Below are 25,977 nucleotides of genomic sequence, written 5' to 3' on the forward strand. Positions count from 1 at the left end.
GAATCTCCGAATTGAAAGGGGATTGTCCCTTCAATGGGGTGGCCATCACTCGAAACCACTCTCCATTTTATGTTGTAAATTCCTTCATCGATAGTGCCTTTCCACTTAGCTTCCAGTATTTTTTCACTTTGTTCCGAGATTGTACTGTCTTGAATTTGTATTTTGTCCCCATCTTGGCTGAATACCTCAAGTGAATGGAAAGCTGGTTGTATATTCTCACTGAATTGAATGCTGATCTTTTCAGGAAGAGTATCCATTACTTCATTTGGACTAGGATTAGAACTTATAACAGAAGCATGACCAGAAGCCGTTACTGGATATAAAAGCAAACTGAATAGGCTGATAACCAGCCATAAATAATTCTTCATATTGGTGCGCCATCATCCTTTCATAAGATTATGCAAGCTCAGTATAAAATAAAAATGTGAAAAAACAGTGAAAAAAAAATACTTATATAATGAAATTAAGAAATACTAGAAAGATATAAAATACCTATAATAAATTTACCACTTAACGTAACTAAAATGAAAAGAGGACAGAAAATGAAATTTCAAAGTTATCCCAACACCTATGTCGGCTATGTACATATCATTATAGAGGATTTATCGCGTAGTTTAAAATTTTATAAGGAGATTATTGGATTCGAAGTACTTGAGCAATCAGCTGATAAAGCAGTGTTAACAGCTGATGGAAAGACACCACTACTGATTTTGGAACAACCAGATGGTGTAACACCGAAGCAATTGAGGACGACTGGTTTATATCATTTTGCGCTTTTAGTACCGTGCAGAGCTGATTTGGCTAAGATATTACTGCACTTGATTCAATGTCGATATCCGCTGCAAGGAGCTTCGGATCACTATGTAAGTGAGGCCATTTATTTAGGGGATCCTGACGGAAATGGAATTGAAATTTATTGTGATAGGCCGGAAGAAACCTGGAAGTGGCAGAATGGGCAAGTTGAAATGGGTACGGTGGCCCTTGATGCAGAAGGACTATTAGCAGAAAATGATGAAACACCTTGGACAGGTCTGCCAAGTGAAACCGTAATGGGCCACATTCATTTACATGTAGCAGACATTGGTGCTACCGAAGAGTTTTATACAAAAGGACTAGGCTTTGATATTGTTGTACGATATGGAGGGCAAGCCCTATTTGTCTCGACAGGCAAATACCATCATCACATTGGCCTTAATACATGGAATGGAGTCGGGGCTCCTGCACCGGAGGCAACAAGTGTAGGACTGAAGTCGTTCACGCTTATTTTACCTAGTGAAGAGGCACGAAAAAACACAGTAGAGCGATTAAAGCAATTAGGATCATTTATAAACCAGGAGAAAGAAGCTGTTGTAACAAAGGATCCGTCAGGAAATGTCATCCATTTAGTCGTTCCCACATTAAGAAATAATTAAGGTTTCTTTGTTAACCTGACCCTACCACATTTGCAGGAATAATAGGGGGGATAGGCGTTGTTAAAGAAAAGGTTTAAAGAAAAAGGTGTGAAGGTGATCTTGGTCGGTTCTCTTGTGGGAATGGGAACGTTCACTTATATGCCTACAGCGGAGGCTACGGAGGATACAGCGGTCACACAGGGAGAGGCCCAAACGGTAAATACTCTATCTAAGCTCAAAATAGATGGTATAACATTGAATCAACAGTTTTCTGCCGATGTTCTAGAGTATAGTGCAACAGTAGGGAAGAATGTTGAAAAAATCAGCTTACTTGCTGAGAGTTCCAGTGAGACTGCTACCATATCAGTGAATGGTATACAACTGACAAATGGGAAGGCTGAGGATTTTTCTCTTCAAACTGGTAAGAATACGTTCACGATAACGGTCAGTGATGGGATAAATGAAACGACTACCTATACCGTCCAGGTTGATAAATCGGAAAGCGATGACAACCTTTTAACTGCGATTGGATTATCAAAAGGTTCTTTAACATTTGATGCGTCTGTAACAGCTTATAAGGTTTCTTTGGCGAATAAAGTCAATACCATTACGGTGGCTCCAACAGTGAGTGACAGTACTGCAAGGGTAAACGTAAATGGAATAGATGCAACGAGTAAAGGAGTAAAGGTGAACCTTCCAGTTGGTAAGACAACAGTGAAGATTGTCGTTGCAGCAGAAAATGGAGATAGAAAAACATACACGCTTACGATTACAAGGGCTGCAGCTAAGGCAAAGAGAACCGAAGATAAGGATACCTCTAAAGGAGATGAAGCTAAAAAGGAATCTTCAACAGGAGCAAGTAAAACTCAACCTTCCTCCGATAACGGTGACAAACCATCATCAACTCCTTCGGATTCATCCAAAGGTCAAATGCTAAGTAGCCAAGCACCTAAAGCACAGCAGATTGCAAGCATTTCTACACAAAAAACCTTATCGGATTCTGTTAAAAAGGTAATGTCAGCTGGGTCCGTAGGTGAGGAAGGCAATAACGCACCAGTGTTGAACACTTTGACAGTATCAAAAGGAACGTGGAACAAATCTTTTGATTCTGATGAGCATACATATCATATCGAAGTCGATAAGGATATTACCTTAGTCCAAATTGAAGCTATAGCTAGCGCAAGTGGAGCTACGATAAAATATGACGGTGAAAGCAGTAAAACCGTAACGATTAAGAATAAAGCTAAGACGGCAATTTCAGTAACAGTCTCAAAAGATGGAGCACGACGTACCTACGTCCTTGTTTTCGATAAAGATATCGATGTAGACATGGATGAGGAAGAAACTGTAGATGATGCCAAAACTGAAAAAGAGGCAGTAGTTGGAGCAACACAAATGAGTACATCTAGTAAATCGGAAAACCTTAAATCCAATAACAAAGGTAGCCAGATGATGACGATGGATAATCAATCAACAGAATCCATTTCATTTTTGGGGAAAATAAAGAAATTCGTTCTCTCTCTTTTTTAATATTACCAAGGGACTGTTTCAAAAAATTTGAAGGGGTCTTTTTTTAGAATACAAAAAAAGGACAAGATTTAATAGGCTTGTCCTGAAATTTATATTGGTAAAACAATTTTGACTTCGGTTCCATGATTTAGCTCGCTGTTAAAACGAACCTTTCCTCTGTGCGCCTCAATAATTCGGCAGCTAACGGTCAATCCTAGACCCGTTCCTCTTTCTTTAGATGAATAAAAAGGTTCTCCTAGATGTTTCAAACGATTTTTTTCGATTCCACTTCCATTATCCCTGATGGTTATGGAAAGGGTATTGTCGATTTGCTCGAAATCAATCCAAATGTGATCGGCGGAGGCCTCCATAGAGTTCTTAATCATGTTTATAAACACTTGTTTGAGCTGATTTGCCTCACATGAAAGAAGCGGGATTTCATTTTTTACATCTATCGATATTTTTGTAGAATATGAGTCTGCCTCTGGTTTAAGCAAGGTTTTGACTTCATCCATCAGTTCAATAATTTGGTGTTTACTGAATGGGAGTTCCTGAGGTTTTGCAAGAACAAGTAATTCGCTTACAATCAGATTGATTCGGTCTAATTCACTGAGCATAATAGTGTAGTATTGTTCAAAGGGGTGGTCGCTCTTTTTAAGTAACTGGACGAATCCTTTTAAAGAAGTTAATGGGTTACGTACTTCGTGTGCTACACTGGCAGCAAGTTCACCGACTATTGACAACTTTTCGGTTCTTCTTAAGCGTGCTTCCGTTTCTCGGATTTGAGTTACATCTTTAGCATAGGTAATAATTCCGACTAATTCATTTCCAATAAGCATCGGGACAAATGTACATGAAAGTAAAAGAGACTTCCCGTATTTCGTGAGAAACTCTATATCTTTTCCTTTTTTTATCCCCTTTTGGTTTTCCACGACGTATTGACAGGATGTACGAATCAGTTCTTCATCTTCTGCGGAAAAGTTTAACTCAATAAAAGAGGCACCTTGGATTTCTTCTTGATGAAAGCCTGTAACTGTTTCAAACCTTGGATTGACGGTGGTAATTATTCCGGTTAAATCAAGCATCAGCATCGGATAAGGGTTGTGTTCGAACAATGATTTATAGCGCTGTTCACTCTCAAATAATTGATTTTCTGCGACAACTCTTTCAGAAATATCCCTGCCAATGACCACTAATCCTTTTCGGGAACCATCTTCAAAGAACAAAGGAACTTTGATGGTATCAAAGGTCTTATGATTGCCGTTGGGTAGCGGGATGATTTCCTCACACCGCGTAATCTCCTTTTTTATCCACGTTTCTTCATCTGAAATTTCACAGTAGATTAACGACTCTTTATAAAATTCGGAGTATTCTGCGAGCTCACTGTCTTTTTTTCCCTTATAGTCTACATGTTCCAATTGAAATAATTGCAGACCAAAGGTGTTGGATTCAAGCCATCGGCCATCTCCATCCTTGAAGTTAACGAAGTCTACCATTGAATTAATGAGCGTGCGACGACGCTGTTCCTCCTCTTTTAATTGCTTGAATTTTTCTCTTTTAGCCAAATAAAGAAATAAAATCAAGCCTATTGATAAAAGAAAAACAATTCCTTCTGCTCTTTGGAGTTGAATAAAGACCTCTTTGTTTTCAATATTAGTAGTTAAAAAGTAGTCGAACACGACTAGTGTAAGAATCCCAAATAGGATATATAGTACTAAAATGGAGCGTTTGGACATGGAGATTCTCCCTGATTTACGACATTTCAAAGGCTAAAAATACATACACATTTTAACAAACTATCAAAGAAAAATATATGCAGAATCATAAATAAAAAAACAGGAGCCCTAACAGTCACCTGTTTTTCCTGAAGAAGGTTACTTTCTTTTTCTTCTTAAAGCGTTTATAGATAAGGAAAAATAGTAAGAAGAGGAAGGCGAGTACAGCTAGTGTATATTCGTTCATTTCCACAGATAGGAGACCATAAGGGATTAAGGATAGAAAGAAAAAGTATATAAGATTTCCGAGTGCGGTCGCTAATAAAAAATCCTTGAAGGTTACAGAGCTGACTCCAGCTGCCAAGTTAATTAAACTTGTTGGTATGAGTGGGAATATCCTTCCGGTAAACACGTACATAAAGCCATGCTCTACAACGGATTCTTTCCATTTTGGGCCCATTTTCTTTAAGAGAGGTGCCTGAAACCAGTTCCTGGCTGCATAAAAAATGAATCCTGATGCAACGACACTTGTAACCCAACTCCATAGGTACCCATATATGAATCCAAATATCGCGACATTGATGGTTAGGAGTAAAATTAAGGGTATAATGGTAAAAGAATTTTGGACAATCATCAACACAAATGTCACAACAAAAGTAAGCAAAAGGTTTTCTGTCAATATGGTTATAACTGAATCCAAATCACTTTTCCAAACCATGGTGAACAATTCTGCATTGGAAACGATAAATATTACTATTACCAATAGACCGATTAAGGTCAGTATTTTTTTCAAAAGGTCACCACCATTCATACTAATAGTTTATCATCTTCAGGTTCAATGGTGAAAAAAAGAGCTTCCGCATGAAGCAGACAGCTCTTTTCCATTATAGTGGGTTAACGACGCGAAGATTCCTTTATAGCCACTTTTCAAACTGAATTCTTTTATTCATTCCATAAATAATTGGCGCACCAACTAAAAGGACGATGAACTCACCGACAGCCGTGGTCATCCAGCTTAACAAGAATGGTAAATCCAGGGCAAGGTTCAGTTCGATTGCAATTAAAAACATTGTGAACGTGAAAAAGATAATCGTAACGATCATCCGTCCTTTAATGCTCTTTATGAAGCGTGAGGCAAAAATGACAAGCAATAAGGCAAGCAGAGATTGCCCTACCCCGAATATCAAATCATATGGCACCATCGGCGAAAAGAGCAGATTCGATATGAAAACGCCGCCCACTATGCCGTAGATATATTTTTTGTTAAATACAATCAGATGATTCAATATTTCCGGAACCCGAAATTGGTATATTCCAAATGATATTGGTTGAAACACAAATGAGACCACCACATATAAGGCGGCCAATAACCCGCTTATCACGAGTGTACGAACATTCATTTTACTCTCTCCCTAGTTTTTTATCGTGGGATGGTTACGAACCACGTTTAGGCTTTTGCCCGAAGACTAATAGTATCCCATGTAGGCTTGTTTCGTCAATTTGTAAAGAATGGTTTCAAAATAATAAGTTTTCAAGCTGTGGATGTCTCAAATGATTTTGATTTATTGCAATAAAGGATGATATTATTTTTACATGTACTTCAAAGGAGTGGTTATAATATGTCGATCGAGAGTGTCAAGAGCCATTTTAAAAAATGGGACCGGGAAGGCGATGTAATGGAGTTCGAAACATCAAGTGCTACGGTGAATGAGGCTGCAGAAACCATCGGCGTTATTCCAGCGCGGATTGCTAAGACTCTTTCCTTTAAGGGGGAAGGTGAGCATGCGATTTTGGTTGTTGCCGCAGGGGACGCAAAAGTGGATAATAAGAAATTTCGTCAGATGTTCGGGTTCAAGGCACGAATGTTGTCAGCTGAGGATGTGCTTGAACAGACTGGTCATGCCATTGGAGGAGTCTGCCCGTTTGGGTTGGCAAATGACCTAGATGTTTTCCTTGATGTGTCGATGAAGCGCTTTGAGTCTTTATTCCCAGCATGCGGAAGTGCGAACTCTGCAATAGAACTTAAACTCGCTGAATTATTTGAATATTCAGGAGCGAAGGATTGGGTTGATGTTTGTAAGGCATGGGAAGAAGAGCAGAATGAGGAAGCAGCAGTAGGTAAGACAGTTGATGGATTTTGATTTATCGTACCAAAAAGAACCACATAGAATGGAAATGAGTCCACTTTGGTGGACTTTATTTGTTGATAACGAGAGACATTACCTTTTCCCTTTTTATTACTGGGTTTTTAGTTATAAGCTTTTAACTTGTTCCTAATAGGTTTGCTCCCATTTTTTTCTGAAAAGTTGACCGCAGATGTAAATTAACGGTCTAATTAGGGGAGGTTTGTTCAACATGGCGCATAGGCAAATCGTTCAGAAAGTTCGTAAGTGGAGGGTTAAAGATGTTCAATGGAAGCTATAAAAAAAACAATAGCAGTTATCTTAGTCTTAAAACTCTTTATGAAGAAAATATCACGGTTAAGAGCATTGCCCAGGAGCTTGAGTATTGCCATAAAAACGATTTAGCACTGGAGATACAAAAAGAATTGGAAAAAAAGAATTTCGATATATTGGCGGTAGAGGATCAAGGGGAAATTATCGGATATATCGAAAGGCAAGAACTTGGTGAAGGCAAGATTGCGGAGTATTTGAAATGTTTTACACTAAGAGAATTGGTTTCGGATTCAACCCCTTTGATTCAACTTCTCCATATTTTTAAGAATAAAACGAGGGTGTTCGTGTTAGAAAATAATTCAATTAAAAAGTTGATTACCCACGCTGATCTGCAAAAGCCTCCAATCAGAATGCTGATTTTTGGCTATATTACCCTTTTGGAAATGAGGATGAGTGATATCATCATGGATAAATTCGGGGATGACAGTTGGTATCCAATGATCAGCGGAGATCGTTTAGAAAAGGCTACCGAATTATATAGGAGGAGAATCGATAAAAATGAGGATATCAATTTAATAGAGTGTCTGCAAATCAGTGATAAATTCGATATCATTCATAAAGATCAGGAATTGAGGTTCTTCTTCCAAATTCCTTCTAAAAGTAAAGGAAAGAAAGATGCGAATGCCATCCGGAAATTACGGGATAAGATTTCTCATGCTAATGAACTTGGGTTGGACATGTCTTGGATAGAAATCATCGAAGTGGTGGAATCCTGTGGCCAACTGCTCGAAATCTCTGAATCCTATCGGTATGAAAAATAAAATGATGGTGAGAGACATCTTAGGTAGACCATACTTCAAATAACTCTGCAATTTTAAAGCAGAGCTGTACCACATTTTCAAGGCGAAGAGACCATGTAGTAGGATGGGCTTGTAAGTTTAACTGGAATTTAGGAGAACCAGCTACTATGCTGGTTCCTTTTTGTTTAACCCCCCCTGACAGAAAAAAACTGCCTATACGTGAGGCAGCTTCTTCAAATAGTTAGAACTCCGGTAGCTCATCCAGGTTATTTTCCTTTACCCCATCGGGCTCACTCCGCAATATGTCACGGCCATATTTATGGAAGACATCAACATTGGCGAGGTTGCCTGCCTTAGCTTCCGAAAGAGCGGTGGGATAGTCAAGCTCCCGCCCAGAGTTTGTTTTGATGGCAATAATATTGTCATCTTCATTTTTTCGTACTGCGATAATTTCTTCTTTTCCAGTTGTATCATGTTGGTTTACTTGTGGGGTTCCCTGCTGTTTGTAGGATTCATATGCTTTTTCAAATTGGTCCATGCTTGGACACCTCCTATTTATAGGGTGAGCTATTTGGTCAGCAATATACAAACCAGGTTTCGTCCAGATTGAGCCGTATTTTTGTCAAAATGGGCCGACTTTTCGGCATTCTTTTTTTGAAAAGACTGTTGTCCGGGCTTTATTCTTCTGGCATGGCACTTGCATCATAAATAAGTGGAAGTGAGAAATATCCACTTAAAAAAGGGAGGAATATGAATCATGAATGTAAAACAAGGGGCAAGTACTGCGGATGCAAAAAAAATACAAGACGTTAAGACAATGAAGGCGGCGGTCGTCAATGAATTTAATCAAGAGCTTGAGATTAAAGATGTACCAATCCCAGAATTAGAATATGGTGAGATATTAGTGAAAATTAAAGCGTGTGGCGTGTGTCATACCGATTTACATGCGGTACATGGTGATTGGCCGGTAAAACCGAAGCTGCCGCTTATTCCTGGACATGAGGGTGTAGGCATTATTGAGAAGGTGGCAGAAGGCGTTACTACATTAAAGGTTGGTGACCGCGTTGGGATTCCATGGCTTTATTCGGCATGTGGCGATTGTGAATACTGTCTGACTGGACGGGAAACGCTTTGCCTGGATCAATTGAATGCTGGATATTCTGTGGATGGCGGTTATGCGGAATATTGCAAAGCACCAGCAAAATATGTGGTCAAGGTTCCTGAAGGGCTTGACTTTGCGGAAGTTTCACCGATTTTCTGTGCTGGTGTAACGACTTATAAAGCGCTTAAAGTGTCAGAAGCTAAACCTGGAGATTGGGTAGCAATCTATGGAATTGGTGGATTGGGTCATGTTGCTCTTCAATACGCGAAAGCTATGGGCTTTAATGTCATTGCCGTTGATATTCAAGATGATAAGCTTGATCTGGCTACAGAATTAGGAGCAGATTTCACGGTTAATGGTCTTAAGAGCGATCCTGTACAAGCCATTAAGGAAAAAGTTGGTGGAGTACAAGCAGCCATTTCTGTAGCGGTTACGAAAAAAGCTTTCGAACAAGCTTACAGTTCAGTTAAAAGGGGTGGAACATTGGTCGTTGTCGGATTGCCGAATGACGAACTTCCAATTCCAATTTTTGATACGGTACTAAATGGGGTGACTGTAAAAGGGTCAATCGTTGGTACAAGAAAAGATTTACAAGAAGCTGTTCAATTTGCGGCTGATGGCAAAGTAAGGACGAATATTGAAACGAGAACGCTTGATGAAATCAATGACGTGTTTCAAATGATGGAAAAGGGAGAAATCAACGGACGAATCGTATTAACTTTAGAATAGAAATAAACAAACGAGGGGGTCCTAAAGTCGGACACCCTCGTTTGTTCTAGGTAGCTTATAAGAATTCTATAATTAGATTATGTCTGATTCTTCTCATTTAATATATATCGCAATTTTCTCATGGAGATCTGCAAACGCTTTGCCGCTTCATTTCGGTTTCCATAGGTTTTTTGAAGTGCCTGCATGACGAGTTCTTTGCCAATTGTAGATTCGAGTTGTTTGATTTCCTTAAGGATTTCCTCGAGCATTAGTTCATCTTTCTCATTAAAGTCGGCAACCAGCTGTTTACGCCATTCTTCGAGATGATTTTCAGTCGATTGATTCGCATTCGGCGGGTATTTTTTTATTGGAATAACCTGGTTGGTAGATAGAAGGATATCATTTGCCGAGATTTCCTGTTTATGGTCAGCAAGAGTGAGAGTTCGCATGATTATATTAGATAATTCGCGTATATTACCGGGCCAGTCGTATTGCTGTAATTTTTCAATAGCTTCATTGGAAAAGGAGATATCTGCCTGGCCAGTTCTTTCAACCAAATGTCGGACAAGGAGGGGAATATCTTCTTTTCTGTTACGCAAGGCGGGGATATCAAGAGTGACGACGTTCAGTCGATAAAATAGGTCTTCCCGGAATTTGTTTTTTTCAACTGCCTGCTGCAGATTTTCATTGGAGGCGGCTACTAAGCGGGCATTTGTTCTTAATGTCCCGCTACTTCCGACACGCATAAATTCCCGTGTTTCCAAAACTCGAAGCAATTTGACTTGTATGGCCGGACTCGCGTCGGCAATTTCATCGAGGAAAAGGGTGCCATTCCCTGCAATTTCAAAGAAACCTTTTCGTTGTTGGGTTGCTCCGGTGAAGGCCCCTTTTTCATGCCCAAATAATTCGCTTTCGAGAAGGGATTCCGAGATTGCTCCACAATTAATACCAATAAAGGGCTCGTGGCTTCGCGGGCTTGCTGAGTGAATGAAACGGGAAAGTACTTCTTTGCCACTCCCTGTTTCTCCCTCGATCAAGACATTGACGGATTTTTGAGCCACTTTGAAAGCCATTTCAATCAGTTCCTTCATTAATAAACTTTCTCCTACAATGAGACCCGACTCTTTGGCAAGGTTATGGATAAAGTGTTGATTCAAATCGTCGTTTTCATTCAATAGGTTGTCAAGTTGCTTTTCCAATACTTCAATATCCACAAAGGGTTTTTCCATATAATCACTCGCTCCAAGTTTCATTGCCTCGACAGCGGTCTTGACTGTGCTGTATCCGGTCATAATCAGTGCCTTGCAAAGCGGTTGTTTTTGTTTCAGATACTGCAGGAGAGATAGGCCATCACAATCTGGAAGCTTTAGGTCTATCATCGCGGCATCAAAGCGCTGCTGATTAAAATCTATTTGGTGAAATTCCTTTCCACTGTTCACGACCTGTACGTGATATCCTTTCATCGAAAAAAGGCGGGATAAAAAGGTACCAACTTCTTTTTCATCGTCTACCACAAGTAAATGAATCATCTCATCATCTCCTTTCATCTTCTGGCTGCAAGGGAAGCCTCAGGAAAAATACACTTCCTTTTCCAGGTGCGCTTATTACGTCAATTTTGCCTCCATGGTCTTTCGCAATACCAAGGCTCACAGATAATCCTAGGCCTGTACCTTTTTCACGGTCCTTAGTCGTATGAAAAGGATGAAAAATGAGCGGCAGCCGCTCTGCTTCAATCCCAGCTCCGTTATCAGCAACCTTCACCACCATGAATTCTTCTTCAGAATAGGTATGAATCGTAATGAGTTTTTCCGATATATCACAATCATCCAATGCATCCTGGGCATTCAATAGCAAGTTGATGATTATTTGTTCTATCTGAGGTTGGCTTCCCTTTATGAAAGGAAGATCTTCCTGAAGGGAAAGATGAAGGGAAATTTGTTTCTTCCCTAGTTGAAACTTCAGAAGGTTCATTACCTGATGTATGGCCTCGTTAATAGAGTAATAGTGGAATCTATATTCATCTTGACGGGAAAAGGTAAGTAAGCTTTTCACGATTTGCCTGCACCGGTCGCCGCAATTTTTAATATCGGTTAGAAGCATATAATCTTCGTTGTCTGGTAAAGTGTTCCGTAATAAAAGCTGTGAGTTTCCAAGAATGGCCGTTAATGGGCTATTCAATTCATGGGCAACTCCAGCTGCCATTTCGCCGATGGCTCCGAGCTTGCCGGCATGCAACAATTGAGCTTCCATCTGTCTTCTCTCGGTGACGTTTTTATAATAAGCAATGACTCCATAGACCTGTTGATCCTTATTTTGAATCGGATAGGCATGCATTTCCAAGATCGCTTCAGGCTGAAGCAAAATTTCTTGAAACCCTGGCTTATCCTGTACAAATGTCTCTTGAATCAGAGTCTGAGATTTCTCAATTAAAGGACTTAAGTCAAAAAAAGCTCTGGCTGCATCATTAGATTGGTAGACTTCTCCTTGGCGATCAAAGACGATGATCATATCTTCGACGGCCTTGAAGGTATCCTCCCATTCTTGTTTGGAATGGAGAACTTCTTTATAGAGCTGGGCATTCTCCAAAGTCAGTGCAAGCTGGTTGGAAAGTTGCTCAAGAAAATCCAACTCATCTTTATGCCACGTTTTCTTTTTCTTTCTGCCGAAGGTCCAAACCCCTATTTTTTTATTTTTCCCATACAGGGGCACCAATAGAAGCGTTTCAATCTCAAGAGATAGCAGTCTTTTTTTTTCCGGGAAGTCTGGTAGCATTTTGATTTCCACTTGAATGGATTGTTCGTCTTTCAAGGCAGATGAGAAGTCCTGAAAAGGGTGTAATAGGTTTTTGGATTCAATTTCAAGCTCGCATTGGCCATTAGGACAAATATGGAGAAGAGTTGGTTCTTCTTCGTATAAAATGACAAAATGACTGTCATCGAATGTAATTAGGTGCTTGAGTTTTGAGATAACATTTCGGAGAATTTCGTGAATATCCATGTCTATATTCATGTTTTTAGTGATATCGTTCATAATTTCAAGCTGCATATTTTTCTTCTTCAACTGATCCACGGTTTTCTTAAGTTCCGTGTAATATGTTTTTTTCGAAGACTTAACGCCTGTCATTAAATCGATCAACTCAGATTTGTTCATGTTTTCACCTCTTATAGGGCTGTAAGGAGCAACTGCCTAATCTGTTCTAATGACATATCCCGAGGGTTCGTAATCATGCAGGCATCCTCGAGGGCGGTCATTCCTATTGTATCAATCATGTCTTTGGTAATGCCCACGTCACCTAGGCTCCTGGGTGTCCCGATATCCTGGGACAAGTCCCTTACAAAGTGTACGGCAGCGGTGCCGGCTTGCTGCTCAGTTAAAGCTCTCGTATCAATCCCCATGATCTCTGCTATTTGGCTGAATCGCTTCGGGGCCGCAATTCGGTTGAAGTCCATGACATGGGGGAGAAGGATAGCATTGATTTCACCATGCGGAAGCAGGTACTTTCCGCCAATGGCATGTGAAATTGCATGGGCTGCTCCCAATATGGCATTGGAAAAGGCAAGACCGGCTTGCAGGCTGGCCATCGCCATCGCTTCTTTTGCTTCCTCATTATGTTTAGACGCAACGGAAGGGCGTAGGTAACGGGAAACAATGGACAAGGCGTTTGTGGCTTGTACATCGGTCAAAGGAGTTGCAGCGATAGATACATAGGATTCAATGGCGTGTGTCAAAACATCCATTCCAGTAGCGGCGGTCAAATCTGCTTCTAAGGTCGTTAAGGTAGCCGGGTCAACAATCGCAATATCAGGAACGAGGGATTTTGAAATGATCGTCATTTTTTTCTCCCGGAACGAATCGACAATCACAGAAAACTGTGAGACTTCCGAACCCGATCCGGCAGTGGTCATGATCATCACCATAGGGGGTAGAGGAGAATGGACTTTATCAACTCCTTCATAGTCACTGATGGTTCCACCATTCGTTGCCAAAAGGGCGATCCCTTTTGCGACATCCAAGGCACTTCCTCCCCCCACACCTATGATGGCGTCACATTCATGATTATTAAAAAATAAACAACCGGCTTCGATCTCCCTGTCTTTCGGATTGGTCGTCGTTTCAATGAAGGTGGCAAAAGCAAGCCCCGCATTTTGGCAGGCTTCCATGACAATATCAAGCCAACCAGCATTGGCTACACCGGAATCACTAACTATCAGTGTCTTTTTGGCACCCAACCGCAAGCAAGCCTCACCAGCTTGTTCAATAGAACCTTTTCCAAAAATAACTTCCGGCATCACAAATTTAGTTATCGACATCTTCGCGCCTTCTTCCCTGATTAAAGTCATTTTCTCTTTGTACTATTTTCCCGAAGAAAGGCGAAAATCCTGTTTGAATCGCAGGAATTTTTATATAATGTGACAAATTATTAAATAAAATACAACTTTTGGCACAGGTCAAATTTCTCTCTAGTTTCTTAAATTTGTAAATTCGTTACTTTAGGAACAGATTAATAGGGATAAACCTACCTAGTTAGAAATTTCTATATATTGTAAAATGATAGAGGGAATCTATTAAACTGGGAGGCAATCTATGAAAAAACAATTTCTATCCTTATCATTAGTCGCAGCATTATCATTAGGGGCAGCCGGGACCACTACTACTGCTTTAGCAACACCGAATACTTCTCCAGTACATCAGGCGCCGTCCGCAGACAAGCAAATCGTTAAAAGGATCGATGTCGACAAAATCTACAAAAATATTGAATACCTCTCACAAACACCTCGAGTAGCTGGTACGGAATCTGAGTATAAGGCCGTACAGTTCATCAAAAAGCAACTTAAATCTTATGGCTATATGGCCGATATCGAAGAGTTTAGTTTTTTATCCTATACAGACCCAAATCTGGTCGAGCTGTCCATTGACGGATTTGATGGGGAAATCCAATCGAACCATTTAACCTATTCAGTAAATGGTGATCTATCCGGTGAAATGGTATACGCCGGTTTAGGAACGAAGGAAGAGCTTGAAAAAGCGGGTGTTACAGGGAAGATCGCCCTTATTCAAAGAGGCAGCTTCACTTTTGCAGAGAAAGTATTGAATGCAGCAGAAAAAGGGGCAGCAGGTGTCATCCTATTCAATAATGCAGATGGGGAATTAAATGGGACCCTTGGAGGGGCTAATGATCAGTATATTCCATCAGTCACGATAACGAAAAAGGATGGAGAAGCCCTGCTTGAAAAATTGAATACTGGAGTTAAACTGACCGCATCATTAAAAATTGAAGGGGCTCATACCGGAGAAAAAACCTCTTATAACGTGGTGGCAACAAAAAAAGCAACCAAGACCATTAAAGCTAAGCAGAGCGATATCATTTATATCACAGGCCATCATGATTCCGTCGCCGGGGCACCTGGAGCAAATGACGATGCATCAGGCACTTCCGTTACACTTGAACTTGCACGTGTTTTGAAGAATCTTCCTACAGATACGGAAATTCGCTTCGTTACCTTTGGGGCCGAGGAAAATGGATTGTTAGGTTCGCAGCATTATGTGGACAACCTCTCTGATGATGATATCAAGCGGACGATTGCCAACTTCAACCTAGATATGGTAGGAAGCAGGGACGCTGGAGATTTGGTTATTTTGACTAATGATGGAGAAATGAACCTTGTAACCGAGCTGGCTCAGGAATCAAGTACAAGACTGAATGGTGAGCCGACTCCATATGGACAAGGCGGGCGAAGTGACCATGTATCTTTCGCTGAGGCTGGAATTCCCGCTGCTTTATTCATCCACAGTCCATCAGAACCTTGGTATCATACTCCTGATGATACCATTGATAAAATCTCAAAGGAAAAGCTTCAAGATGTTGCTGAAATTGTCGGCACCGCTGTCTATGACCAAGCTAAAATCGAAGCTAAAAAACCTAATCTAAATCATAAAAAAGGGAAAAAGGTGAAGGTTCCGCATTTATTTGACGAAAAGGAATTGAGATAATGCATTAAAATGAGTATGAATTTTAGAGGGTGCAGCCTGCACTCTCTTTTTATGTTTGAAAATGGAAAAAACAGGGGTGGAAAGTCTAAGCTGGAATCTTTCTGTATGGGATGAATTCCCTAAAGACCTATCATAAATAGCTTATTTATCCCTATTTAACTCTAAGACTATAATCCTTATAATGAAAAATATGAAAAATATGACAGTATACCCAATGATAATAGTATGTTTGAGGTGATTTTTAAGTGTATGCAAATTCATTGAGTGACATTCACTCTGCCCTCTCCAGTAAAATGTCCAATGTGAATGAAAAAATTAATCGTTTGGAGCAAGCAAAAAGACAAATCAAAGAAGAACAGAATACATGTCTGGGGGAAATCCGTAAAATTAAAAATCCAGACTTAGCAAAAAGCTGGACAGGAAATCGTGCAGAAGACTTCCAGGATGCCCGTAGTGATGCATACCAGGCTATGTCTACGATCATTTATGATGATTATGACGACTACCAAGAAAAAATCGAGGGAAAAATCACGATGCTGAATATAGAGAATAAAGCTCTGAGTGCAGCAAGCACCATAGCCCATGAAGCGGATGTTCTTTTAGGTAAAGGAGAAGCCGTCATTGATCAATTAGAAAGTAAAATATCATATTTAAAAGGGTGGTTGTTTTAATGACGACAATCAAACTGAATCATCCTGCCGTAACAAAGCAAGTCGATCAGGTGAAGACGGCGCTTGGTACAGTCACGCTTGGAAATCTGCCGGCAGGCGAGCTAGGCAACAATAAATTGGAGTTCACCTCGAAGTGGATTGACCGGGAAACGAACCTCGAGAAGGTCTCCGAGCAATATATCAAAATCGTCCAGAAAAATGTGGAAGATACCCGTGCTAACATTGACTTATTAAAAGAACAGGATGAAGCCATTGCCCATACGTCTTCACATGGGTATCAGCCGCGATGAAAATATACGAAGCGAATACATTGAAGGCTGCGACCAAGTCGCGTGCCGAACAATATGAAAAGCTAAAGGAGCAAGTCGTCGCGCTGAAAAAGGAATTTCAGGGTATCGTCGGCCTGGATCACGAGTTTCAAGGGGCAGGTGCCGCTGCCATCAAAGGCTTCTATGAAGCGCAAATCGAGGTGGCCGACGCCTGGATGGAACTATTCACTACCCAGATCAGTTTTTTGGAAGGCGTTCCAGCCAGTCTGGAAGAGGCAGACCTCTCCGGAAATACGGTGGTCGAGGTTCCCTTTTTAGACGGCGAAGTCTCGAATGGCGTTAACCAAGCGAAGTCGCTTGTCGATGAACAAGCGAGCGATCTCCAAAGAATCCTGAACAGTATTGATGATATCCTTCCTCTCAATATGTTCGACCAAAAAGACTTTAATGAAAAAATCACGTTGGCCGGACAGAGACTGGATGACACCATGACAAAGGTAGAGAACGTCGACCGGCAATTGGTCGAGGAATATGATGTGTCCGTCGGGCAGGAAAACGTGGCCGTTGGCCTCTTCCGTGCATTGCTTGATGCCACCAAACAGGACGGCAACGTTTCGCCGATGACTTTCAATCAATCGGCATTTAGGAATAGTGACGTCTATCAAGTGAAGGATGAAGTCGCCGGTCAGATGAAAGACTATCAGACCTTCAAAAAGCAACAAGCCGAAGCCAAGGAAATCGAACGTGAAATGGAAGAACTCGAAAACCGTCCGTGGTATGAAAAAGCTTGGGATACGACAAAAACCTTTACAGGGGAATTCACGGGATATTATGATTCAATCAGGGCATCAACCGGAGTCGATCCAGTAACGGGCCGCAAGCTGTCCGAAGCCGAACGAATCGCCGCCGGCGCCATGGCCGCCGCTGGATTCATCCCAGTCGTCGGCTGGGCCGGCCGGGCCATCAAAGGCGGCAGCGCTATATACAAAACGGCCAAAGGACTCAACGCAGCAAACCACGCGCTCGATGCCTATAAAACAACAAAAGGCTTTAGCCTCCTCCAGAAAACCGAATACGGGATATACGGACTCCTCGCTGCCAACGGCCTCGGCGAAGCGGTCACCGGCAAAGACATGTTCGGAAACCAATTGACTGAGGAACAGCGCCAGAACGGGCTGATGATGGCACTTGGAATTGGTGGGGTTGCAGGTGCGGCTAAGGTCGCTGATAAAATAGCGAGTGGTACAAAATTCATCCCTTACAGCAAGGAATTTGCCCAAAAGCAGGTTCAGAAAGTTCAAGCTACAATAACAGACATAGCGAGATCAGGAAAAACCACGTTAAAAAATATAGGTAATGAAATAGGTAAAAAAGAAATCCCTAAACGGATAAGCATGGAACAAGTTTCCCTCGTAGGAGGACCAACTCTTCGCCAAGTTGTGATGGAAAAGCAGACAATTAAGGAAGCCTATCAGAAATTTACGGTGAAGGATAGCAAAGTAGTGGGTGTTTCAGGGAAGAATCTTCCTAAGGGTACGGGTAAAGGTAGTTCTGGAGTAAGTGAAGTCAAAACATTTATCGACAAAGGGCAACAGTTTACAAATGGTAGAAAAAATAGGTTAAAGCCTGATATTAGGTATAAAGCTGGAGAGTATGATTACTTATATGAAACAGATAATTTAGGTAGGATTTCAAAATTTGAAACAGAAAATTTACAATTAACAGAGAGAAAAGACAGATTGTCACACAGCAAAAATACACCAGGTAAAGTAAAAGGTAAAGACCATGCAGGGCATTTGGCAGCTGATAGGTTTGGAGGCTCACCTAAGATTGACAATTTGGTTTCGCAATTATCTGATGTTAATTTGAAGCAATATAAGAAAATTGAAGGAATATGGGCTGCAGCTTTAAAAGAAACACCTCCCAAAAAAGTAACAGTTGATGTTGATATAATTTACTCTGGGAACGATATGCGTCCAGAGAAATTTAAAGTCAGATATACTATTGATGGTGAGTTTGGTTCTGCAAATCTTAAAAATTAATCAAAGGAGTGAAAAAGTAGTATGAAAGAATTTGAAGAGATATTTAGTGAATTGCAAGCAGATATGATATCCATATGTATGGAATATGTTGAAGATAGAGCTGATAAAGTATATGTTTATGCTTCATGTGAAGAAGGAATTATTTCGAGCAGTTTCTTTTATTTGATTAACAATAAGTATGTAAAGTCTCATAAATTGAATGATGCATTGGAGAATGGGGATGAAAGATATGATGTGTCTACAGAACGAGGGTTTATGGTATTAGATATCATCAATGATAATGTCGAAAAAATCAAAGTATTGTGCGAAGAATATGAAAGAGACCTGCCAACTGAGTTGAAATTAATATATGATACCAAGAGTGGCAAGCTTCAAGCTGAATACAAGTATGATTTAATTTATACTAATGACGATGTTAAAACGGCCCATCATATTGCTAATGAGTGGTTTGAGGAGATAAAAAATAATAACCTTTAAATTGTTTACAGTTAAAGACATGCTCTAATTTGAATTAATGACTCATGAAGGTTATACCTTCAAGGAGTATCAATGTTATTTTAATATTAAGGCAATAAGAACGAGAATAGGGCGAGATGACATTTGACTAGATAGGACCACTCATAGATGTCATCGGCAACCAAACTAACGAGATTGCATAAGCTCATGGGTTTAAACGTGACACTTGTCAAGAAATAAAGAAGATGTCATACTGTCAATATAAAAACATGAAACTTACAAACTTATGAAAACTAAAAGATATTACTAAACTTAGAACATGTATGAACTTAAAGCACTTGATTGTCTACTATAGGCGACGAGTGCTTTTTTGCATGTTTACATACATGGATTAAAACGATCATGATTATTTAATTAGTGTACTAAGTGTTAAATTTTTATACGAGTGCGAACATTAATAGGAGGAGAGCAGGCGATGATTGGGTAATGGAAACACAAGTATCGATAGATAAGTATCAATTATTAGACGAATTAAAAGAATTAGCAGAAGAATTTTTAAAAAAAATTTCACTAGAGAAAAATCAACTTAAGCCATATTGGGTTCCTCAGATAATATGCCGTGAGGTATTAAAATCATTCTATTGAAAAAATATGGATATACTTAGGCAAGGCGGCTTAGAAAAAAGTAGCAAGTGGTACAAAATTCATTCCTTACAGTAAGGAATTTGTGTAAAAGCAGGTTCAGAAGGTCCAGGCCTTCGGAAGAGAAATCGGCAAAGTGAAAGTGCCTCTCCGTATTAGGGTCGAGGAATTAGCGACGGCGTATGGAAACAACTACAAACATGTCACTTTTGATAATACGACGGTTAAGGATATCGTACAGAAGTTTGCAGTGAAGAGACTTTCTTCTGTAAACCAAGTGAAGGCCGATGATGCGATGGTTGAAGCAGCTAGAAAACTACCAGCATATGCGAGAAGACCTAACCAACCAAGAAATTATAAATATAAAGAACGTAATGAAGACGGAACTACACTGTACACTTTTATTTCAACCAAAAACGGTAAAGAATATCAAGTGAATTATGACAAAGGTGGATTCCCGATTTTTCATTCAAAATATGATATTTTCTTACCATAAAAATATTATTTAGAAACAGATGCCGTACAATTTGAGTATTTATCTAAAGCCTTATATGAAGAAGTAATCAGGAATCCAGAATTAGCTGAAAAGTTCACTGCAAAAGAATATGAATTATTAAAAGAAGGTAGAGTTCTAAAAACACTTACTTGGCATCATCATCAGGAATCAGGTAAAATGCAAATTTTTGGATTGTTTTGAACACCAAGCAGCCGGACATACTGGTGGAAGAGCTATATGGGGCGGTGGTGAATCGGGAAGAAAGGGTATTATAAAAAAAGAGATTCTGGAGATGGTAACATGGGATTGAAAAAGTGGCTATTTGTAGAGGAAGAAAAGCCCGATGAGAGTGTAATAGCTTCGATTGAAAAAGCGTTTGATATAGAATATCCTGATGATTACAAAATATGTGTTATGAAATATAACGGAGGTTTTCCAGAACCTAATATCTTTAATTTCAGTGAAGGGCAACAGGGAGTATTTAATGATTTAATTAGTTTTACTGATAATGATATAAATATAGAAATGTTTTATGAGAGATTTTCTGGTCCAACGTTAAAAGGAATTGTGCCTTTTGCTAGAGATCCATTTGGAAACTACTTATGCTTTGATTATCGAAATAATCATTCTTCTCCCAAAATAGTTTTTCTCAATCATGAAGAGGAAGCGTTATTATTAGTGTGTGATACATTTAATGATTTGTTGAAGCAATTGTATTCTTTAGAAGATACAAAGTAGGAGGGGGAGCAAAAAATAAAATGGAATACAAGTTTGAATACACATTTAAAAAAATTTCGGTAAGTGAACTTGAAAATTTTGAGAAAAAATTTAATATAGTACTACCGAAAGATTTTAGTAGGTTTTTATTATCTAATAATGGCGGAAAAGCAGTAAATAGAAGATTTCAAACAAAAGATCATACAATCACTTCTTCGATTATACTATTTTTTCCTTTATCAAGTGAAATAGATGAAAATCTAGAAAGTAATTTCATTAAGTATAATGAAAGCAAGATAGTACCAAAAGATTTTCTCCCTATAGGATTAGATCCGGCTAATAGTTTAATCTGTTTATCTTTAGATAGAGAACAAGAAGGTAAAGTATATTTTTGTGACATGGACTATTTTGAAGAAGATAACGAGTTAAGGAAAGAATTTATCAAACCGATATCTGGAAATTTTAAAGAGTTCATGGACAATTTACTTGTCGCCAAGTAAAAACAAATACTTAATTTTGGGGAAATAATAAATAATATGTAGATAAACCAAATCTTAACTGATTTAAGTTAAGATTTGGTTTATTTTGTATTTAAGGTCAAAAGGATCATAACCATGGCTGGTGTCAAAAGGCTTTAGCCTCCTCCAGAAAACCGAATACAGGATATACGGACTCATCGCAGCCAACGGACTAGGAGAAGCGGTCACCGGCAAAGACATGTTCGGAAACCATCTAACTGAGGAACAGCGCCAGAACGGCCTGATGATGGCACTTGGAATTGGTGGTGTGGCTGGTGCTGCGAAGGTCGCTGATAAAGTAGCAAGTGGGACAAAGCTCATCCCTTACAGTAAAGAATTTGCGCAAAAGCAGGTTCAGAATGCTCAAGCTACAATAACAGACATAGCGAGATCAGGAAAAGACACGTTAGAAAATATAGATGAAGAAATAGGTAAAAAAAGAAGGCTGAACAATGTGGATATGCAGACGGCGGTATGATGTTAGGCAGGTAAAACGGATTCGATCTTGAAACAGCAGCAAGCTGCTGTTACAAGATCGGCCGCCGATGCCGGAATTATACCAGCTTAAGTAGAGCTTGTATACCTGTTAGGATAATCCCTATTATAAAACCACAAACCGCTCCGTTCACACGAATCCATTGTAAATCTTTTCCTACACCATTTTCCATCATATCAATTAGAGTTTCGTTGTCTAGCTTATCTAAATTTTCTTGTACAAGATTGCCGATTTGCGTATGATTATTTTCAATGAGAACAGTAATTTGTTTCTGTATCCAATGATCAATGTGGGTGCTATTTTCTTTAATATTGTCTAGTGTGTGATGAATCATTGGAGTCAGATAAGTATCCATGAAATGTTCATCTTCGACGAAATCCAATGCTTCTTGTTGAATTTGTTGTAGACTTCCCGTTATTGTCGCCTCAGGCTCCCATTTTGTTAGAAGTTGTTTTTTCCATTTTTCAACTCCTTCTAACAGTTCCCGGTTATGGTTAATGCCTTGTATCTCTTTCCTGATATATAAGATTAAAGCCTCTCTATTTGGTTCGTCCTCGTTTTGTAAATTATTTACGACACTTAATAACAGGTTTTGTATGATATTCCCAAGTTTCTCTTCGTTAAGTAGACTTTGAATGGATTTAACGGCAAACTGAAGCATACCTTCCAGTTCAATCTTACTAAGTACATCCATGGAAACAGTGCCTAGTTGGTGACTTGTTTGTTTTTTTCCTAACCAATCTTCAGCTTTTTTCAAAACATGATCCAAAGCCTTCTTATCAAACTCTTCGTTAAGTAACTGTGAACTTACTAAATGTAGAATCTTACTCATGTCTATGTTAGAAAGTGATGCTTTAATTTTTTTTGCAACGAAAGGTGTAATCTTTTCAATATCTATATAACCAATCATTTGCTTGATAAGTTTAATCAGGACTTTTCTAAAAGTATCACTTTGTATCTCTTTTACTAAAATAGGGATCAATTTTTCAGTAAAAGGAATATGTTTTACTTTGTCCTGAATACTTTCCTTAGAAAGCCAGTCGTTTTTTAACATCGAAACAAGTGCATTTGTCATTCTTTTACGATTGTTGGGCAAAAGCGCTGTATGGGGGATTGGTAATCCAAGCGGATGGCGGAATAATGCAGTGACTGCAAACCAATCTGCTAATCCGCCAACTAAACCAGCCTCAAATCCTCCATGTAATAAATCTAGCGGCAATGAACCTTGAAATGGAGTGGTTGCAATATAACCCAACCCCATGATAATTAGTGAATACCTAGCAATTTTTCTTGACGATTTTATTTTTGGTGACATTATATTCCCTCATCCTTAAAATGATATTCAATTACTATATCCAAATCATTAGCAAGAGTTTTATGTCTTACTTTTATCTAGTAGTATAGCAGGTAGTTCAAAAAATTACCCCCAACAAAGTCAGTAAGTTCATTTACTCAGGGGAAAGGCATATCACTTATACCTTAAAATGCATCTCAATATAAATCGAACCCACAATCATTAATATTTCACGTTTGAATTTTTTGTTATTTCCCCTTTAACTTTTCAATATGCAGATAGTTCATTCACAATAAAAAAAGCCGATTTACTCAATCGGCTTAATCCACTAATTTAATTAAAAGAGTCAAAAGAGCCCTCCAGATTATCGGTTTTTTGGATCATATACATCATTATTATGCGCCTATTTTTATCGAATTATTTTTAGCGTTCTCTCCATTTTTTTTATCTTTCATGCGACTGAAAATAAAGGCTAGAACGGAGCCTGATATATTATGCCAAACGCTGAAAATGGCACTAGGTACCGCGGCCAAAGGCGAGAAATGAGCTGTTGCTATAGCTACACCTAAACCAGAATTCTGCATGCCAACCTCCATTGCCACTGCTTTCTGTTTAGCTAAATCCATTCCGCATAAACGAGCAAAGAAAAAGCCGAGGAAAAAACCAAGAACATTATGAAGAACGACTACTGCAAAAATCAGCAATCCTGTTTTAGCCAGCTGTGCTTGGCTGCCAGCTACTACAGCAGATACGATCAGAACAATAGAAATGACAGATACTAGAGGCAAGGCCTTTGCACCAACCTCTGCCTGTTTGCCGAAAAACTTTTTAACAACAAATCCAAGCATCAGTGGGATAATCACCACTTGAATGATAGAAATAAATAATGATCCAATACTAATATTAACCCATTTACTTGCCAAGAGCAGAATAAGCAGGGGGGTTACGATAGGTGCTAGAATAGTGGAAACAGAAGCAATGGCAACTGCAAGCGCAACATTTCCTCTCGCAAGAAACACCATGACATTTGAAGCTGTTCCACTTGGGCAACATCCAACCAAAATAACACCAACAGCCACTTCTTTCGGTAAATCGAACCCTATTGCTAATGCAAACGCTAATAATGGCATAATGATAAAGTGTCCTGCTACCCCTAGTGCTACTTCTTTCGGTCGACGGAAAACTTCTTTAAAATCCGCTGCTGATAGTGTAAGTCCCATGCCAAACATGACAATTCCTAATAACGGGACAATATAGGCTCCAATCCAAATAAAATGATTAGGCATGATATACGCAATAATTGCGAAAATAATGACCCATAAGGTAAACGTTTTACCAGCAAATGTGCTGATTTTCTCTACTAACCCCATAGTGACCTCCTAGATGTTTTAAAATAAATCAATTATAATTTATATTCAGAATATTTAAAACCCTTTTATGTAATAAAAAGTGTCAATGCGTTTCTAACCAGCCATTTGGGAATCAATTTACTACTTCTTTTTATGTTTATGAAGATTAACTTTAATAAAAAAGCGGACAAGGTTTTAAAAACTTTGGTCGTCGCTATTTTTATTAGATAGGCCTATATATTATTGGCAAACTAATTTATAAGGAAAGTAACCACTGGTTTTCTAGAGCGCGAATTAGTATTTGTTGTTTTAAATGCTCAATTATTGCTATTGTATGAATAGCTAGGGTTATTAAATGAAGTGGAGATGTGGTTTCTTTGATACATATATTAATTGCTGATGATGATCGTCATATTAGAGAATTATTAAAATTTCACTTAGAAAAAGAAGGGTACATGGTGTTCGAAGCAAAGGATGGAAATGAAGCTTCATCATTACTAGAGAAAGAACGAATCCATCTTGCTGTTGTAGATATTATGATGCCGTATAAAAACGGACTGGATCTTTGTAAGGAAATACGGGATCAATATGATCTACCGGTTATTTTATTGACAGCTAAAGATCAACTTATCGATAAAGAAAAGGGGTACTTTGCTGGTACTGATGATTATCTGGTCAAGCCATTTGAACCCCGAGAGCTATTATTTCGAATTAAAGCTCTTTTGCGCAGGTATCGCATGGTTAATTCTGAATTGATTTCCTTGAATCAAACGGTTATTGACCGTAAAAGTTATGAAGTGCGAATAAAGGGGAATACGTTGCTCCTGCCGCTTAAGGAATTTGAGCTACTAGCTCAGCTGGGGAGTTTTCCTGATCAGGTCTTTACACGTGAGCAGCTTATTGAACTGGTGTGGGGTGCTGACTTTGAAGGGGATGATCGGACGGTTGATGTCCATATTAAACGGTTAAGGGAACGTTTTGCCGGGCGTACCGATGATTTTGTGATAACGACTGTCCGTGGCTTAGGTTATAAACTGGAGGTCAATAAGAAGTGAAAACACTCTATTTCAGGATTGTTATTCAAACTATTTTGATTATGGTGCTTGCCAGTGTCATCGCATTTTTAATTTCCAATGTCTATTATCATAAGGTTCAGAAACCACACAATGGCGAGAAGATAAGCAAAGTTGCTGGTGAGATCGTCTCTTTATATGAAGAAAATCCAGGTCAGGATATTGATGCGTATTTAAATCATATAGCAGGATTGCACTATCAAATGTATTTATTTAATGAGCAGGGTGAAGGGACTTTATATGGGGAGCCGTTTCGGGATACAACTTTGGATTCAGACATTATTTCAGGAGTTTTGAACGGGAAAACCTATCAAGGGATAGCTAATTATAATAATGGGCTAT

27 protein-coding genes, 1 pseudogene and 1 riboswitch are annotated in these 25,977 nt (G+C 39.2%); of the genes and pseudogenes, 18 read left to right on the forward strand and 10 right to left on the reverse strand.

Annotated features, from left to right (window positions below; genetic code table 11):
* A partial coding sequence (locus AC1DUW_RS09105; RefSeq protein WP_477642374.1) for a copper resistance CopC family protein occupies positions 1-368 on the reverse strand: 368 nt, incomplete at its 3' end.
* Between the two features lie 174 nt (positions 369-542).
* Here AC1DUW_RS09105 and AC1DUW_RS09110 point away from each other — a divergent pair.
* The gene (locus AC1DUW_RS09110; RefSeq protein WP_053344249.1) at positions 543-1,412 is read left to right on the forward strand and encodes a VOC family protein; all 870 of its coding nucleotides are present in this window, start codon (positions 543-545) and stop codon (positions 1,410-1,412) included.
* A 57-nt stretch (positions 1,413-1,469) separates the two neighbouring features.
* A complete protein-coding gene (locus AC1DUW_RS09115; protein WP_477642375.1) occupies positions 1,470-2,921 on the forward strand; it encodes a cadherin-like beta sandwich domain-containing protein in 1,452 nt (483 codons plus the stop codon).
* Positions 2,922-3,010: 89 nt separating this feature from the next.
* On the opposite strand, the gene AC1DUW_RS09120 is transcribed toward AC1DUW_RS09115, so the two are convergent.
* The 3 genes from AC1DUW_RS09120 to AC1DUW_RS09130 form a co-directional block, all read right to left on the reverse strand.
* On the reverse strand, positions 3,011-4,636 hold the full coding sequence (locus AC1DUW_RS09120; RefSeq protein WP_053344251.1) for a PAS domain-containing sensor histidine kinase: 1,626 nt from the start codon (positions 4,634-4,636) through the stop codon (positions 3,011-3,013).
* 115 nt (positions 4,637-4,751) lie between these two features.
* Entirely contained in the window at positions 4,752-5,408 is a 657-nt protein-coding gene (locus tag AC1DUW_RS09125; protein ID WP_053344252.1) for a TVP38/TMEM64 family protein, read from the reverse strand.
* Positions 5,409-5,529: 121 nt separating this feature from the next.
* Positions 5,530-6,015: a QueT transporter family protein gene (locus tag AC1DUW_RS09130; protein ID WP_053344253.1), complete on the reverse strand. Its 486-nt coding sequence runs from the start codon at positions 6,013-6,015 to the stop codon at positions 5,530-5,532.
* A gap of 6 nt (positions 6,016-6,021) precedes the next feature.
* Positions 6,022-6,066: riboswitch (PreQ1 riboswitch) on the reverse strand.
* A 168-nt stretch (positions 6,067-6,234) separates the two neighbouring features.
* Between AC1DUW_RS09130 and AC1DUW_RS09135 the strand changes: the two genes are divergently transcribed.
* Both AC1DUW_RS09135 and AC1DUW_RS09140 read left to right on the forward strand, forming a co-directional pair.
* Positions 6,235-6,756: a YbaK/EbsC family protein gene (locus tag AC1DUW_RS09135; protein WP_252430091.1), complete on the forward strand. Its 522-nt coding sequence runs from the start codon at positions 6,235-6,237 to the stop codon at positions 6,754-6,756.
* 263 nt (positions 6,757-7,019) lie between these two features.
* Positions 7,020-7,832, forward strand: a complete 813-nt coding sequence (locus tag AC1DUW_RS09140; protein WP_477642376.1) for a hypothetical protein — start codon at positions 7,020-7,022, stop codon at positions 7,830-7,832.
* A gap of 220 nt (positions 7,833-8,052) precedes the next feature.
* Here AC1DUW_RS09140 and AC1DUW_RS09145 read toward each other — a convergent pair whose 3' ends face one another.
* Positions 8,053-8,349: a DUF3892 domain-containing protein gene (locus AC1DUW_RS09145; RefSeq protein ID WP_053344256.1), complete on the reverse strand. Its 297-nt coding sequence runs from the start codon at positions 8,347-8,349 to the stop codon at positions 8,053-8,055.
* 279 nt (positions 8,350-8,628) lie between these two features.
* Between AC1DUW_RS09145 and adhP the strand changes: the two genes are divergently transcribed.
* Positions 8,629-9,642: an alcohol dehydrogenase AdhP gene (gene adhP, locus AC1DUW_RS09150; RefSeq protein ID WP_053347932.1), complete on the forward strand. Its 1,014-nt coding sequence runs from the start codon at positions 8,629-8,631 to the stop codon at positions 9,640-9,642.
* Between the two features lie 77 nt (positions 9,643-9,719).
* On the opposite strand, the gene AC1DUW_RS09155 is transcribed toward adhP, so the two are convergent.
* From AC1DUW_RS09155 to AC1DUW_RS09165, 3 genes are read right to left on the reverse strand one after another with little or no spacing between them, the layout of a single operon-like run.
* A complete protein-coding gene (locus tag AC1DUW_RS09155) occupies positions 9,720-11,150 on the reverse strand; it encodes a sigma-54-dependent transcriptional regulator (protein WP_477642377.1) in 1,431 nt (476 codons plus the stop codon).
* Between the two features lie 4 nt (positions 11,151-11,154).
* On the reverse strand, positions 11,155-12,771 hold the full coding sequence (locus AC1DUW_RS09160; protein WP_477642378.1) for a sensor histidine kinase: 1,617 nt from the start codon (positions 12,769-12,771) through the stop codon (positions 11,155-11,157).
* A gap of 11 nt (positions 12,772-12,782) precedes the next feature.
* Positions 12,783-13,931: an iron-containing alcohol dehydrogenase gene (locus AC1DUW_RS09165; RefSeq protein ID WP_053344259.1), complete on the reverse strand. Its 1,149-nt coding sequence runs from the start codon at positions 13,929-13,931 to the stop codon at positions 12,783-12,785.
* Between the two features lie 274 nt (positions 13,932-14,205).
* On the opposite strand from AC1DUW_RS09165, the gene AC1DUW_RS09170 reads away from it, so the two are divergent.
* The 11 genes from AC1DUW_RS09170 to AC1DUW_RS09220 all read left to right on the forward strand — a co-directional run bounded on the left by AC1DUW_RS09170 (position 14,206) and on the right by AC1DUW_RS09220 (position 21,901).
* A complete protein-coding gene (locus tag AC1DUW_RS09170) occupies positions 14,206-15,612 on the forward strand; it encodes a M28 family peptidase (protein ID WP_477642379.1) in 1,407 nt (468 codons plus the stop codon).
* A gap of 245 nt (positions 15,613-15,857) precedes the next feature.
* Entirely contained in the window at positions 15,858-16,283 is a 426-nt protein-coding gene (locus AC1DUW_RS09175; RefSeq protein ID WP_477642380.1) for a YwqH-like family protein, read from the forward strand.
* On the forward strand, positions 16,283-16,573 hold the full coding sequence (locus tag AC1DUW_RS09180) for a YwqI/YxiC family protein (RefSeq protein ID WP_477642381.1): 291 nt from the start codon (positions 16,283-16,285) through the stop codon (positions 16,571-16,573). Before AC1DUW_RS09175 ends, AC1DUW_RS09180 begins: the two co-directional genes overlap by 1 nt.
* On the forward strand, positions 16,570-18,594 hold the full coding sequence (locus AC1DUW_RS09185; protein ID WP_477642382.1) for a T7SS effector LXG polymorphic toxin: 2,025 nt from the start codon (positions 16,570-16,572) through the stop codon (positions 18,592-18,594). The genes AC1DUW_RS09180 and AC1DUW_RS09185 overlap by 4 nt, the downstream gene beginning before the upstream one ends.
* A 21-nt stretch (positions 18,595-18,615) precedes the next feature.
* Complete coding sequence (locus AC1DUW_RS09190; protein ID WP_053344263.1) at positions 18,616-19,071, forward strand: immunity protein YezG family protein; 456 nt, start codon at positions 18,616-18,618, stop codon at positions 19,069-19,071.
* Positions 19,072-19,536: 465 nt separating this feature from the next.
* Positions 19,537-19,695, forward strand: a complete 159-nt coding sequence (locus tag AC1DUW_RS09195; protein WP_477642383.1) for a hypothetical protein — start codon at positions 19,537-19,539, stop codon at positions 19,693-19,695.
* 133 nt (positions 19,696-19,828) lie between these two features.
* Positions 19,829-20,188, forward strand: coding sequence for a hypothetical protein (locus tag AC1DUW_RS09200; RefSeq protein ID WP_477642384.1), 360 nt, complete (start codon positions 19,829-19,831; stop codon positions 20,186-20,188).
* A 66-nt stretch (positions 20,189-20,254) separates the two neighbouring features.
* On the forward strand, positions 20,255-20,389 hold the full coding sequence (locus AC1DUW_RS09205) for an HNH endonuclease (protein WP_477642386.1): 135 nt from the start codon (positions 20,255-20,257) through the stop codon (positions 20,387-20,389).
* 99 nt (positions 20,390-20,488) lie between these two features.
* Entirely contained in the window at positions 20,489-20,926 is a 438-nt protein-coding gene (locus AC1DUW_RS09210; protein WP_379147352.1) for an SMI1/KNR4 family protein, read from the forward strand.
* Positions 20,927-20,946: 20 nt separating this feature from the next.
* A complete protein-coding gene (locus AC1DUW_RS09215; protein ID WP_379147354.1) occupies positions 20,947-21,405 on the forward strand; it encodes an SMI1/KNR4 family protein in 459 nt (152 codons plus the stop codon).
* 217 nt (positions 21,406-21,622) lie between these two features.
* On the forward strand, positions 21,623-21,901 hold the full coding sequence (locus AC1DUW_RS09220) for a hypothetical protein (protein WP_477642385.1): 279 nt from the start codon (positions 21,623-21,625) through the stop codon (positions 21,899-21,901).
* A 76-nt stretch (positions 21,902-21,977) separates the two neighbouring features.
* Here the strand turns inward: AC1DUW_RS09220 and AC1DUW_RS09225 are convergent, their stop codons facing one another.
* Together AC1DUW_RS09225 and AC1DUW_RS09230 are read right to left on the reverse strand one after the other, a co-directional pair.
* Positions 21,978-23,234, reverse strand: coding sequence for a DUF445 domain-containing protein (locus AC1DUW_RS09225; RefSeq protein ID WP_152952222.1), 1,257 nt, complete (start codon positions 23,232-23,234; stop codon positions 21,978-21,980).
* A gap of 374 nt (positions 23,235-23,608) precedes the next feature.
* The gene (locus AC1DUW_RS09230; RefSeq protein WP_053344267.1) at positions 23,609-24,583 is read right to left on the reverse strand and encodes a bile acid:sodium symporter family protein; all 975 of its coding nucleotides are present in this window, start codon (positions 24,581-24,583) and stop codon (positions 23,609-23,611) included.
* Between the two features lie 356 nt (positions 24,584-24,939).
* Between AC1DUW_RS09230 and AC1DUW_RS09235 the strand changes: the two genes are divergently transcribed.
* The gene (locus AC1DUW_RS09235; RefSeq protein WP_053344268.1) at positions 24,940-25,617 is read left to right on the forward strand and encodes a response regulator transcription factor; all 678 of its coding nucleotides are present in this window, start codon (positions 24,940-24,942) and stop codon (positions 25,615-25,617) included.
* Positions 25,614-25,977: pseudogene (locus AC1DUW_RS09240) on the forward strand (sensor histidine kinase); the annotation flags it as partial. The gene AC1DUW_RS09235 and the pseudogene AC1DUW_RS09240, both read left to right, overlap by 4 nt.

It is taken from the genome of Peribacillus sp. P4_C12 (genome assembly GCF_056402095.1).